The 12,599-nt window shown below is 69.4% G+C and carries 14 protein-coding genes; 8 read left to right on the top strand and 6 right to left on the bottom strand.

Annotated features, from left to right (window positions below; translation table 11 throughout):
- Positions 1 to 2 precede the first annotated feature (2 nt).
- Positions 3 to 668, bottom strand: coding sequence for an HAD family hydrolase (locus DX116_RS03925; protein ID WP_119702871.1), 666 nt, complete (start codon positions 666 to 668; stop codon positions 3 to 5).
- Positions 669 to 798: 130 nt separating this feature from the next.
- Between DX116_RS03925 and DX116_RS03920 the strand changes: the two genes are divergently transcribed.
- A complete protein-coding gene (locus DX116_RS03920) occupies positions 799 to 1,380 on the top strand; it encodes a TetR/AcrR family transcriptional regulator (protein WP_158591885.1) in 582 nt (193 codons plus the stop codon).
- Here the strand turns inward: DX116_RS03920 and DX116_RS03915 are convergent.
- Positions 1,377 to 2,192: an alpha/beta fold hydrolase gene (locus DX116_RS03915; protein WP_119702869.1), complete on the bottom strand. Its 816-nt coding sequence runs from the start codon at positions 2,190 to 2,192 to the stop codon at positions 1,377 to 1,379. The two genes, DX116_RS03920 and DX116_RS03915, sit on opposite strands and share 4 nt — an antisense overlap.
- Before the next feature lie 79 nt (positions 2,193 to 2,271).
- Between DX116_RS03915 and DX116_RS03910 the strand changes: the two genes are divergently transcribed.
- Positions 2,272 to 2,676, top strand: coding sequence for a winged helix-turn-helix transcriptional regulator (locus DX116_RS03910; protein ID WP_233556555.1), 405 nt, complete (start codon positions 2,272 to 2,274; stop codon positions 2,674 to 2,676).
- A 24-nt stretch (positions 2,677 to 2,700) separates the two neighbouring features.
- Here the strand turns inward: DX116_RS03910 and DX116_RS03905 are convergent, their stop codons facing one another.
- Entirely contained in the window at positions 2,701 to 3,636 is a 936-nt protein-coding gene (locus DX116_RS03905; RefSeq protein ID WP_119702867.1) for an NADP-dependent oxidoreductase, read from the bottom strand.
- A gap of 112 nt (positions 3,637 to 3,748) precedes the next feature.
- Between DX116_RS03905 and DX116_RS03900 the strand changes: the two genes are divergently transcribed.
- Positions 3,749 to 4,246: a MarR family winged helix-turn-helix transcriptional regulator gene (locus tag DX116_RS03900; RefSeq protein WP_119702866.1), complete on the top strand. Its 498-nt coding sequence runs from the start codon at positions 3,749 to 3,751 to the stop codon at positions 4,244 to 4,246.
- Positions 4,247 to 4,252: 6 nt separating this feature from the next.
- Here the strand turns inward: DX116_RS03900 and DX116_RS03895 are convergent, their stop codons facing one another.
- Positions 4,253 to 4,627 (bottom strand): hypothetical protein, encoded by a 375-nt coding sequence (locus tag DX116_RS03895; protein WP_119702865.1) that lies wholly within the window; start codon positions 4,625 to 4,627, stop codon positions 4,253 to 4,255.
- Positions 4,628 to 4,656: 29 nt separating this feature from the next.
- Positions 4,657 to 5,466, bottom strand: coding sequence for an IclR family transcriptional regulator domain-containing protein (locus DX116_RS03890; protein WP_119702864.1), 810 nt, complete (start codon positions 5,464 to 5,466; stop codon positions 4,657 to 4,659).
- 138 nt (positions 5,467 to 5,604) lie between these two features.
- On the opposite strand from DX116_RS03890, the gene DX116_RS03885 reads away from it, so the two are divergent.
- Genes DX116_RS03885 through DX116_RS03865 form a run of 5 tightly spaced genes read left to right on the top strand, consistent with a single transcriptional unit; the run spans position 5,605 to position 10,390 of the window.
- Positions 5,605 to 6,780 (top strand): CaiB/BaiF CoA transferase family protein, encoded by a 1,176-nt coding sequence (locus tag DX116_RS03885; RefSeq protein WP_119702863.1) that lies wholly within the window; start codon positions 5,605 to 5,607, stop codon positions 6,778 to 6,780.
- Positions 6,777 to 7,580 (top strand): citryl-CoA lyase, encoded by an 804-nt coding sequence (locus DX116_RS03880; protein ID WP_119702862.1) that lies wholly within the window; start codon positions 6,777 to 6,779, stop codon positions 7,578 to 7,580. Before DX116_RS03885 ends, DX116_RS03880 begins: the two co-directional genes overlap by 4 nt.
- 10 nt (positions 7,581 to 7,590) lie before the next feature.
- Positions 7,591 to 8,448, top strand: a complete 858-nt coding sequence (locus DX116_RS03875; RefSeq protein ID WP_119702861.1) for a dioxygenase family protein — start codon at positions 7,591 to 7,593, stop codon at positions 8,446 to 8,448.
- A 2-nt stretch (positions 8,449 to 8,450) separates the two neighbouring features.
- Complete coding sequence (locus tag DX116_RS03870) at positions 8,451 to 8,969, top strand: DoxX family protein (RefSeq protein WP_119702860.1); 519 nt, start codon at positions 8,451 to 8,453, stop codon at positions 8,967 to 8,969.
- On the top strand, positions 8,966 to 10,390 hold the full coding sequence (locus DX116_RS03865; RefSeq protein ID WP_199715922.1) for an amidohydrolase family protein: 1,425 nt from the start codon (positions 8,966 to 8,968) through the stop codon (positions 10,388 to 10,390). The genes DX116_RS03870 and DX116_RS03865 overlap by 4 nt, the downstream gene beginning before the upstream one ends.
- 119 nt (positions 10,391 to 10,509) lie before the next feature.
- Here DX116_RS03865 and DX116_RS03860 read toward each other — a convergent pair whose 3' ends face one another.
- Positions 10,510 to 12,510, bottom strand: a complete 2,001-nt coding sequence (locus tag DX116_RS03860; protein ID WP_119702859.1) for a hypothetical protein — start codon at positions 12,508 to 12,510, stop codon at positions 10,510 to 10,512.
- Between the last annotated feature and the right edge of the window lie 89 nt (positions 12,511 to 12,599).

The following is a 12,599-nucleotide window of genomic DNA, read 5'->3' as shown; positions in this document are numbered from 1 at the left end:
CGTCAGCCGGCGATCAGGGCGCGGACGCCGGCAGGGTCGAGGGTGGACACGGTCTCGGCCACGGGACCGAAGTCCGCGTCGGCGGTGTTCTCGTTCGGGAAGGCCACGCAGGTCACGTCGGCCGCTGCCGCCGCGCGGGCGCCGCCCGGGTTGTCCTCGATCGCGACGCAGTCGGAGGCGCTCTCGCCGAGGGCCTCCAGCGCGTGGACGTACGAGGCGGGGTCGGGCTTGCCGGCCGGGACCGACGAGGCGTCGACGATGACGTCGAACGAGTCCGCGGTCACCGCGGGCGCGAGTGCGCCGAGCAGCGCGTCGATGTTGTCGCGCGACGTGGTCGTCACGAAGCCGACCTTGACGCCGTCAGCCCTGGCGGCCTCGATCGTCTCGGTGACGCCCGGACGTGCCTCGACGCCGGACTCGCCGAGCAGGCGCTGGAAGACCTCGGACTTCGTCGCGTGGACGGCGTCGGCGTCGACCTCGACGCCGCGCGAGGCCGCGTACTGGGCGATGCGGTCGGCACCGCCATTGGAGCCGAGCATCGCGACGTAGTCGTCGCGACCCCAGGTCCAGTCGAGGTCGTGGGCGCTGAAGGCCTCGTTGAACGAGCGGCGCTGCAGCTCGGAGGTGTCGGCGAGCGTGCTGATGGATCCGAACAAGATGGCGGACATGGTGGCCTTTCGGTGGCGTGGAGCCGGGTCGCTGGACTTTAAGTACGCAACTGAACGATATGTCCACTAGGGGATGACGGCATGTTCTAGTAACTTCACTCGGACGAGCCGTCCGGAGGTGGAGCGAGACATGGCCCAGGAGCCGCAGTCAGCGTCGGACGACGACGTCCGCGTCGCGCGCACACGTCGCGACGTCGGTCGGGCCGCGCTGCGGGTCCTCACCGAGGCCGGCGGACGGTCGTTCAGCCACGCCGAGGTCGCTGCCGAGGCCGGCTACTCCAGGACCACGCTCTACACGCACTGGCCCACGAAGGTCGACCTCGTCACGCTCGCCCTCGAATCCGTCGGCCGGATGCCGCACGGCGAGCCGACCGGCGATGCCAAAACCGATCTTGTCCGAGAGCTCCGTGCCTTCCGGCAGGCGTTCGTCGACGTCAAGCTCGACCAGATCCTGATGGCGCTGGCGCAGTGGGGCACCACGGTCGACGAGATCGCTGCGATCCGCGACAGCATCGTCGAGGACGGCGAGGGGGTGGCGCGCGCGATCCTCGCCGACGTCGCGTCGGGTGACGAGCTCGAGGCGGCGGTCGCGATGCTGTCGGGCGTCGTGGTGTGCCCGGCGCTGATGTACGGCCGCGTGCCGTCGGACGACGTGATCGACCAGGCCGTCACGATCGTCCTGAGGGCCTTCGGCGTCCCGAGCGAGGGCTAGAGCATGAATCGACGAAGGATGTCCACCAGCGCCGCGGGCTGCTCGAGGGGGATGATGTGGCCGCAGTCGTCGACGGACGCCTGGTGCAGGTCGTCGGCGACGGTCGTCAGCTGCGCGCCGATGGCGGCCCCCACGACGCCTCCGCTGACGGCGAGGGTGGGCATCGTCAGTCGTGACGTCCGCAGTGCGGCGGAGACGGCCTGCGCATTGGCCGATCCTGCCCGGTAGAGCTCGAAGCCGGCCCGCAGCGCGGCCCGTCCGGTGTAGGCCTGCGTGAACGCATCGCGCGCATCCGCCCCGATGTCGCGGCGGATGCTCGGCCCGGTCAGGAAGTAGGCGAGGTACTCGGCCTCGCGGCCTTCGAGGACGGTCTCGGCGAGCTCGGGGACGGAGTGGAATCCGAACCACCACGGCGGTCCGTTCCCGAGGAACTCCTCGGCGCCGCTCACGCCCGGCAGGAGGCCCTCCATCAGCACCAGGCGACTGACCCGCTCGGGGTGGGTCAGTGCCGCGAGGAAGGCAGGCGCCACGCCGGCGTCGATCGCGACGACGCCGGCGTGCGGCAGCCCGAGGGCGTCGAGCACGCCGATGACGTCGCCCGCGAGCGTCGCGGCGTCGCGCCCGCCGTCGGTCGGCTCGCTCGCCCCGATCCCGCGCATGTCCGGCGCGAGAACGGTGAACTGGTCGGCCAGGCCCGCAGCGACCTCGTGCCAGACGAATGATGTGTGGGGCCAGCCGTGCAGCAGCAGGACAGGCGGGCCGTCGCCGCTGACCTCGACGTTCACGCGAGCTCCGGGCACCGAGACGAGCATGGTTCCGACCTTTCACCAGGTATACGTTGGTTACCTTCACCGTGGTCCATCGACGCCACAGTCACAAGGAGGCACTTTCGTGAAAGAAGGTGAGCGCCAGGTGACCGTCCCCGATCGCCGGGGGGATCTGTTCAGCCCGGACTGCCCGACGCGTCAGCTCCTGGACCGCATCGGCGACAAGTGGACGTCGATGGTGATCAAGGTCCTGGCCGAGCGCCATCCCGAGACGGTCAGGTTCGCGGACCTGCGTCGGGCGATGCCGGGCATCAGCCACAAGATGCTGTCTCAGACCCTCCGGAAGCTCGCGGCAGACGGGCTGGTCACCAGGCGCGTCGACGACACTCTTCCGCCGTCGGTGCACTACGGGCTGACGTCGCTCGGTCGCTCCCTGGAGGAACCGCTCGCAGGCCTGCGCGAGTGGGCCGAGTCGCACATGGCCGAGATCGACGACCACCGGGTCTCGTCCGAGCCGCACGCTTCCTGACGAGACGACGCCGCCGTCACCGGGCTACGGGACGATGACGACCTTGCCGCGCAGGGTCCCGTCGGCTGCAGCGGCGTGAACGGCCGGCAGCTCGCGCAGCGGCACGCGGTGGGCGACGTCGACGGTCAGCTCGCCGCGGTCGACGCGCTCGACCAGTCCGGCCAGCTGGGCGGCGTCGCTGGCGACGTACATGTCGACGCCCCGCACGCCGCGGGCCTCGTCACTGGGGGCCGGCATCCACACGGTCGTGTTGACCACCACGCCGCCGTCGCGGACGTTCGTCGCCAGGGCCGCGAACGTCTCGGGGTCGATCGGAGCCAGGTTGAGCAGCGCGTCGACCGGCTCGCCGACCACTGCGGTCGCGCCGGCGGTGACCTGCCCGACGACCTCGTGCGCGCCGTGCGTCCGGGCCTGGTCGGCGCCGCCTGCACTGGTGGAGGCGATCACGTGCGCCCCGGCTGCCGCGGCGAGCTGCACCGCGTAGCCGCCCACCGCTCCCGCAGCGCCGGTGACGAGGATGCGCTGACCGGCCTTCAGGTCGGCGTGGACGAACAGGGCCTGCCAGGCCGTGAGCCCGACGAGCGGGAGGGCGGCGGCGTCGGCGAGCGGGATGGACCTCGGTGCTCGTGCCAGGCCGTCCGCGGCGGCCAGCACGTACTCTGCCGCCGCGCCGTCGACGGTGAAGGGCAGGAAGCCGACGACCTCGTCACCCGCTGCCCAGTCGGTGAACCCGTCGCCCACCTCGTCGACGGTCCCTGCGACGTCGAGGCCGGGTGTGTGCGGCAGCGTCAGCGGCATCGGCTCCTGCATGAAGCCGGCGCGGATGTTGCCGTCGACGCTGTTGAACGACGTGCCCGCCACGCGGATGCGGACCTGGCCCGCGGCGGGGGTCGGAAGGTCGACGTCTGCGTACTGCAGGACGTCGGGGGTGCCGTACTCGTGGAACTGGATGGCCTTCATGGCGGACTCGCTCTCGGTCAGGTGATTCGAATGTGAAGCACACGAGAAAAGTAGCAGTGCTTTGAATCCGAAGCAAGTGCTTCGAAGATGAATTACTAGGTAGGCTGGAGGCATGGCCAAGAACCCGTCCGGACTGGACGCCGCTCAGCTCCGTGCCTACTTCGCCCTCATGGACGTCGCAGGACTGCTCAAGCACGGCGTCGAGCAGCAGCTGCGCGACGCCGGTGACCTCAGCTACGTCCAGTTCCAGCTGCTGGCGCGCCTGGCCCTGAACTCGGAGACGGGCAGCGAGCGGATGACCGACCTCGCCGACGGCGTCGTCTACAGCCGCAGTGGTCTGACCTACCAGGCCGGACTGCTCGAGAAGGCCGGCCTCGTCAGCCGGGCTCCGTCCGTCGAGGACGAGCGGGGTGTCACGGTCAGCATCACCGACGCCGGACGCGAGCGGATCGCGACGGTGCTGCCCGGCCACGGCGAGGTCATCAGGCAGCAGCTGTTCGAGCCGTTGTCGGCCGCCGATGCCGAGACCCTCGCCGACCTGCTGTCGCCGGTGCGCGACCACATGCGGTCGGCACCTCCGCGGTCGGCGGCCCCGCGCAAGAAGCGCTGAGGACGCTCAGGTCAGACCCGCAGCACCCGCCGCCAACCCGAGTGCTGCCGAGGCGAGCACGGGGAGGATGCCTGGCGTGCTGGCGCTCGTCCGGGCCTCGATCCACCCCGCGATGGAGATGTAGCCCCACGACGCAACGCCGAACAGGATCGCCAGGGGCAGGATGTCGTCCGCGAACCACCACGAGCTCTGGAACACTGCCCGGGCCACCCAGTACCCCACCAGTGACACGCAGAGCCCGCCGCCGATGTCGACCCACGACCCGAGGTCGGCCTTGTCGTCGGCATCGTCGAACCGGGGCCGGACGAGGGCGAACGCCGCCATGTGGGCGATGGCGGCGGCGACGCCGATGATGGCGAGCACTACGGCGGTCGGCGCCATGTCATCCTCTCGTCGGTGTGGACGCGCCGTCAGAACGAGCGGTCGCGCTGGGTCTGGGGGAGCGACTGGTAGGCGGTCCAGTCGGTGGTGATGGCCTCGGCGGCGGCGAGCAGCAGCGGCAGGTAGTCGTCGAGCAGGGTCGACACGGGCGTCTCGGCGGCGTGCACCGTCACGTTGAGCGAGGCGAACGCACGTCCGTCGCGCCCGCGCACGGGGGCGGCGATCGACCGGATGCCCGGTGCCAGCTGCTCGTCGGTGAGGGCCCAGCCCTGGGCGCGCACCTCGTCGAGGGCCGCGACGAGCTCGTCGTGGCTGGGGTGCCAGCGCGGGGTGACGCCCGACCGGCTCGGCTCGGCCAGCACCGCGCGCAGCTCGTCGTCGGACAGATCGGCCAGCAGCGCCTTGCCGAGCGAGGTCTGCGGCGCCGGGAACCGGGTGCCGATCGAGACGCCCAGCGCGATGATCTTGGGCACCGCCGCGCGGGCGACGTAGACGATGTCGGAGCCGTCGAGCTGGGCCATCGACGACGAGTTGCCGGTGGCCGCCGAGAGGCCCTCCATGTGCGGACGCGCGATGTCCCACAGGTTCATCGCCTGCAGGTAGGTCATGCCGAGCTCGAGCACGCGCGGGGTCAGGGCGTAGCTGCCGTCGCTCGATCGCACGTAGCCGAGGCTCTCGAGCGTGTAGAGGATGCGGCTGGCCGTCGGACGGGCGAGGTCGGACGACTCGGCGATCTCACGCAGCGTCATGGTCGGACGCGCCGAGCTGAACGCGCGCAGGACGTCGAGACCGCGGGCGATGGCCTCGATGAAGTCCCGACTCTCGTCGCGGCGTGCCATGGACGTCCTCTCGTGGGCTGGCTCTCCGGGACCGGTGAGCACCTCACCCTAGTTGTTCGACGGCAGGTGACGGCGGTCACAGGTCGTGCTACATTGAAGCAGTTGCGGACAGGTGTCCGCACAGCGGACAGGAGAAATGTGCAGCAGCAGAACAGTGCAGGCCCGCTCGCCGGACTTGTCGTGGCCGACTTCTCGCGCATCCTCGCGGGCCCGTACGCGACGATGCTGCTCGCCGACATGGGCGCCGAGGTCATCAAGGTCGAGAGCCCCATCGGCGACGACACGCGCACCTGGATGCCGCCGGTCCGCGACGAGGTGTCGACCTACTACCTGAGCATCAACCGCAACAAGAAGTCGATCGTCCTCGACCTGAAGGACGCCGACGACCTGGCCGCGGCGCAGCGCCTCGCCGCACGCGCCGACATCGTCATCGAGAACTTTCGTCCCGGCCTGATGGCGCGCTTCGGCCTCGACTACGAGACCGTGTCGGCTGCCAACCCCGCCGTCGTCTACGCCTCGATCAGCGGCTTCGGCACCGGCGCGGGCAAGGACTACCCGGGCTACGACCTCATGGTGCAGGCCATCTCCGGGCTCATGAGCCTCACGGGATCGCCCGACGGACAGCCCTACCGCGCCGGCATCTCGGTGTTCGACGTCATGACCGGCATGCACGCGACGGTCGGCATCCTGGCCGCCATCAACGCACGGCACGCATCGGGCGAGGGCCAGCACGTCGAGGTCAACCTGCTGGCGTCCGCGCTGTCGGGGCTCGTCAACCAGACCGGCGCCTACGTCGCGGGCGACGTCGTGCCGACGCGCATGGGCAACGCCCACCCCAGCCTGTTCCCGTACGAGCCGCTGCCGGCGTCCGACGGCGACATCATCATCATCGCCGGCAACGACGTGCAGTTCGCGCGCCTGTGCACGGCCCTCGGCGTCCCCGAGCTGATCGACGACGAGCGCTTCGCGGGCAATGCCGACCGCACGAAGAACCGCGAAGAGCTGCGGCCCCTGCTCGAGGCCGAGCTGGCCAAGCGCACCAAGGCCGAGTGGTTCGAGGTGCTGCTCGCCGCCGGCGTGGCGTCCGGCCCCATCAACACGATCGCCGAGGGCGTCCAGTTCGCCGAGGGGCTCGGGCTCGAGCCCGTCGTCGAGGTGGGCGAGGGCGACGCGATGGTGCCGTCGGTGCGCAACCCGATCACCTTCTCGTCCAGCGAGGTGCGCTACGACCTGCCGCCGCCGACGCTCGGCGAGCACACCGACGAGATCCGCGCCTGGCTCGAGGCGGCCGACGACCGGAAGGACGACGCATGAGTGACAACGAGATCAGCTACCCGTCCTCGCTGGGGCGCTCGACGCGCACCACCATCACGCTGTTCGACGAGCAGATCCAAGACCTGATGGGCAACGTCGGCTTCGGCGAGCTCGCCTTCTGGCTGGCGGCCCGCAGGCGTCCGACGCCCGAGCAGGTGACGCTGTTCGAGGCCTGCCTCGTGGCGCTGGCCGACCACGGCTTCACGCCCACGGCGATCGCGACGCGCATGACGTACCTCAGCGCGCCCGACTCGATCCAGGGCGCGTTGGCGTCCGGTCTGCTCGGTGGCGGCTCGCGCTTCCTCGGCGTCACGGAGGACTGCGGCAGCTACCTCGCCGCGGCCGTCGACGCGTCGGGGCTGGGCCCCGACTCGACCGACGACGACTGGGACGAGCTGGCGCGCCGGCTCGTCACCGAGGCGCGCGAGACCAAGCGCTTCATCCCCGGCCTCGGCCACCCCAACCACAAGGACGGCGATCCGCGCACCCCGCGCATCTACGAGATCGCCGAGCAGACGGGCACGTACGGGCCGCACCTGGCGCTGTTCGCCGCGATCGGCCGCGTCCACCCCGACATCATGGGCCGCACCCTGCCGCTCAACGGGGCGGGCGTCTGCGGTGCCGCGCTCGCCGACCTCGGCCTGCCCGTCGACCTGCTGCGCGGATTCGCGCTGCTGGCCCGCACCGCGGGGCTCGTCGGCCAGATCGCCGAGGAGAAGCTGCACCCGATGGCGATGGACGCGTACCTGCACATCGACCGTCACTCCACGTACATCGACCCCGCGACAGATCCGCAGTAGGAGGCACGCCATGGCATACGCGACCGAGGACAACATCACCCAGCTGGCCGTCGAGCGCTGGGCGACGGCGAAGGACCCGCGCCTGGCCGAGCTGATGACCGGCCTGGTCACGCACCTGCACGACTTCGCCCGCGAGGTGCGCCTCACCGAGCAGGAGTGGATCACCGCGATCGGCTGGCTCACCCAGACCGGCCAGATCAGCGACGAGAAGCGCGAGGAGTTCATCCTGGCATCCGACGTGCTGGGGCTCAGCATGCTCGTGGTGCAGATGAACAACAGCTTCGTCCCCGAGGCCACGCCCGCGACGGTGCTCGGCCCGTTCCACATCGACGGCTCGCCCGCGGCGCCGTACGGGTGGGACATGTCGGACGACATCGCCGGCACGCCGTTCTTCATCGGCGGCACCGTCCGATCGACCGAGGGCACGCCCGTCCCCAACGCCGTGCTCGACGTCTGGCAGGCCGACGCCGACGGCAACTACGAGGCCCAGCTCGGCTTCGACGAGGCACGGCTGCGGGCCAAGTACCAGGCGCGCGAGGACGGCACCTACCTGCTGCGCAGCATCGTGCCGCTGGGCTACGCCATCCCGATGGACGGGCCGGTCGGCGACCTGATCGCGCGCACCGACATCAGCTACTTCCGTCCGGCGCACATCCACTTCCTGTTCGAGGAGCCCGGCTACGAGCGGCTCGTCACGCACCTGTTCGCCGAGGGCACGCAGTACCTCGAGGACGACGTCGTGTTCGGCACCAAGGCCGAGCTGATCACCCCGTTCGTCCTGCACGACGGTGGGGTGGCCCCCGACGGCACGACGATCGACGGTCCGTTCGTCACCGCCGAGTACGACTTCGTCCTGCAGCCGGTCTGACCATGGACCAGACGGACGTCGGCCTTCTGCTGCTGAGGATCGTGCTCGGCGGGCTCATCGCGGGGCACGCGCTGCAGAAGAGCGCCGGCTGGTTCGGTGGCGGCGGACGCAGCCAGACCGCGCCGGTCTTCGAGTCGTGGGGCTTCCGTCCGGGCCACGTCATGGTCGCCGTCGCGGCCGTCTCCGAGCTCGCCGGCGCGATCTTGATCGTCACCGGCCTCGCGTTTCCCTTGGGGTGCGCCATCGTGCTCGGGACGATGATCGTCGCCGCCTCGCCCAACGCCAAGAACGGCCTGTGGGCGCAGCAGGGCGGGTGCGAGGTGCCGGTGTTCTACGGCCTGCTCGCCGCCTGCCTGGCCGTCACGGGCCCGGGCGAGGCATCGCTCGACCACGTCCTCGACGTCCCCCTCGACCACTGGTGGGTGCCCGTGGCAGCCATCGTCCTCGGCGTCGTTGCCGCCGTCCCACCCATCGTGCGCAGCCGCCGGCTGCTGTCACCGATCGCAAAGGATCCATCGTGAACCAGCCCGCTCCGAGCCAGCCCATCGTCTTCCGGGGCGGCACCGTCCTGACCATGGACGACGCCGGCACCGTCCTGACCAATGCCGACGTGCTCGTCGTCGACGACGCGATCGTCGCGATCGGCGAGGGCATCGAGGTGCCCGAGAACGCGTTCGAGATCGATGCCACGGGCGGCATCGTCATGCCCGGCATGATCGACACGCACCGCCACATGTGGCAGACGGCGATGCGCGGCTACGGCGCCGACTGGACGCTGACGCAGTACTTCGTCTGGAACTACCTCGAGCACGGCAAGCACTTCCGTCCGCAGGACATCTACGCCGGCAACGTGCTCGGCGCGCTCGAGGCGCTCGACGCGGGTGTCACCACGACGGTCGACTGGTCGCACGGCCTGCAGACCATCGAGCACGCCGAGGCGGCCGTCGACGGCCTGCTCGAGACGGGCGGACGGTTCGTGCTCGGCTACGGCAACATCCACCAGGCGCCGTGGGAGTGGGCGACGTCGCCCGACCTGCGCTCGTTCGTGGAGCGCCGCATCCCGCGCAACGACATGCTGGGCTTCCAGCTGGCGTTCGACGTGACGGGCGACCCCGAGTTCCCCGAGAAGGCGGCGTTCGAGGCGGCCCGTGAGCTGGGCGTCTCGGTGACGACCCACGCCGGCGTGTGGGGCGCGACGGACGACGGCTCGATCAAGCTGATGGCCGACAACGACTGCATGGCGCCCGGCACGGTCTACGTCCACGCGGCGACGCTGTCGGAGGACTCGTACCACCGCATCGCAGCGTCGGGCGGCGTCGCGTCGGTGTCGGCCGAGAGCGAGTCGACCTGCGGCCAGGGCTACCCGTCGAGCTGGGCGCTGCGCCGCCACGGCATCCCGATCTCGCTGTCGATGGACACCAGCGTCTGGTGGAGCGCCGACATGTTCTCGGCGATGCGCGCGACCCTCGCGTCCGACCGCGCCCGCGAGCACCAGATCGCGCACGAGTCGGGCGACACGGTCACCAACATCGGCCTGCGCTGCGAGGAGGTCGTCCGCTGGGCGACCCGCGGCGGCGCGGACGCCCTGGGCCTCGGCTCGACGGTCGGCCAGCTGAAGCCTGGCATGAAAGCCGACATCGTCCTGATCAAGAACGATCACTCGCCCGTCATGCTGCCGATCCTCAACACCTACGGCCACGTCGCCTTCCAGGCCCAGCGCGCCGACGTCCAGACCGTCGTCGTCAACGGCAAGCTCGTCAAGCACGACCACAAGCTGATCGGCGACGCCCTCACCAAGGCCCGCACGGCCGTCGAGCAGACCGTCGAGCACCTCGAGTCGACCCTCGGCCCCGACGAGTGGGAAGCCGGCAAGCACCCCGACATCCCCGAGTCCAAGGTCCTCGACAACCCGTACATGTACACCGACTACGTGGGGGAGTAGGGCTTCGGCTCCTGCGCCCGATCAACAACGCAACGTCCGACCTGCCTCTGAAGGCTGGTCGGACGTTGCCGTGTCACCTGGGGCATTCCGCCAAATTGACACACTGGTGCTGGCGCCGCCTAGGTGGATTTCACGCCCCTTGGCGTCACACGGTTCCCGTGGATAACGATGGTGACTACGCGGCGGGGCTTGCCTCCGGAGATGGGCACCTCTTGAACCCAGACGGACTCATCCAGGGAAGGTGTACCGCGGGACTGGTCTGTCAGGTCCAGAACCATCTCGAGCGAGACGGAAGGGCCCGTAATTGAGTACGCGGCGGCTTGCCCTCCGTACGCCTTTAGAAGCGCGGCGCGTGAGACATCGACGAGGTCGCGCTTCACCTCGATGGTGAACTTGTGGGTCTGCGTGACGGTGACGTCGGCCCGGCCGGCCGCGACGTCATGCTGCTCCATCGCGACAAAGGTGCGTAGGGGTGTTGCCTTGAGCCAGGTTGCTACGTCGCGTTGGAGGAAGTCCTCGGTGAAGGCTTTCCCGTCTTCCGGCTCGAAGAGGTAGTAGACAGTGGGACCGCCGTTCATCCGTCCGATGTTGGCGCGATCGGCCGCGAACTTCAGGATGCAGGTCAGCATCTCGATGAATTCGGCCAATGCGGTGCCATCCAATCCGGGGCACCCGTCGAGGCCGGTCATGACTCGGCCAAGGAGCCTGTCAACGATTGGGTCGGATTCTCGTGCCTTGAGTCGTGCTCGAGTTTTCGCTTCGCTGTTCAGTGCTCGGAGCAGGTTGGGTGAACTATCGCTGGCCGCGACCAGTTCCGCGGCGATCACGGCGTCGAGGTCTTCACCAAGTTCTGCGGCTAGGTCGGGCGCCGCCGCCCGGGCTTTTCCCGACACATCACCGCCGGCGGGACTACTGCGCGTGGTGATGACGTCAATGAGGTGGCGCGCGACCTCAAGGTCTTCGGCCGGGAGCCCTTCGTCCGCGACAAGTCCTCGGAGGTGGTAAACGAGTCCTTCGTAGCGGAGGAACGCGGCCTCCACGGTGGGTTCAAGCACTACGTGGAGGCCGTCGCCGGTCATCACAGTGACGGACCGGGATGCTCGGTAGGCGGCGAGGACTCGTGACAGGGTCTCGCCGGGGGCGTTCCACGAGGGTTCTTGGAGCGGGAGGGTGGCTGACCGCAGAGTTCGTGCAAGTGCGTACCACTCCACCTCGGCCTGTCGACGGGGCGCCGCCCAGCTCCCGAGGTCGCTGCGCGTGGTCATCGCAGCGCGGTGGTCGATGGCTGTGGTCAGCGCCTTCACAGTCGCGGTTTCTTCTATGCTGTCGCCGCCGGCGACGAAGGAGACGGTGAGGTCGAGGGCGCACCGGTACAGGGTCGCGTCCTCGCGCGCCTCTTCGAGGCTCTCAACGGTCGTGAACTGGTCCCGGGCGGAGGTCAGCCCAGCGAGCACGTCGTCGAAGGTCGATGCTTGGAGTGCGTCGCGAAGGGTCAGTTGAGCGAGCTCGTACGCGGCGTCAGCGCGGGTTGCGTCGTGCTCGAGGAGCATGCTGAGTCGGTCCCGGAGGCCGCCCTCGTTCCAGCAGTCGAGAGCGAGCCCGATGAGCTTAGGTAGGCGTTCCAAGAGGTCATCGGGGTCGTCGAGGCCGAGGGTGCTGAGGTGCTCCAGCGCTCGGTATCGAGCGGTGTCGTCGGTGAACCCGAGCCTGGTCAGAGTCTCTAGATATGCGTAGGCCTGGAGGCCGGAGGTGTCCTTCGTTTCCCCTACGCGGTCGTAAAGGGCGAGGGCAAGGGTGCGTCCCTTGGTTCTTAGCAGGAGGGGGCTGTTGAGCGCCACGTCCGCTGAGTCGAGGAAGACGAGATTAGTGAGCGTTGGCAATGCCGCGGTTGCTGCTTCGAGCAGAGCGTCGGCGTGGGTGTTGTCTGCGCGAGCGGCGGCCTCTGCGAGCGCGATGAACTCGGGAGAACACTCGGTGGCTGCCTTAGTGACGGCTGCGGCGTCGTTGAGGTCGGCGAGGTCTACTGACGCGAGGAGTTGGTCTCCGTATGCCTCAAGTTCTCCGGGAAGGCTCGCGTCGGGAACGCCGAGTGCGCTCAGGGCTTCTAGTAGTCCGGGCATTGGCGGCCTCCTCTAGTGGCTGGTCACGAACCTTGGCTCATCTCAACAGCAATTGGGTGTCTATCCCAGAACCATCGGGGTCGTGAGGG

It is taken from the genome of Aeromicrobium endophyticum (genome assembly GCF_003586285.1).
Lineage (GTDB): Bacteria > Actinomycetota > Actinomycetes > Propionibacteriales > Nocardioidaceae > Aeromicrobium > Aeromicrobium endophyticum.
This window is presented reverse-complemented; position numbering and strand designations above follow the sequence as displayed.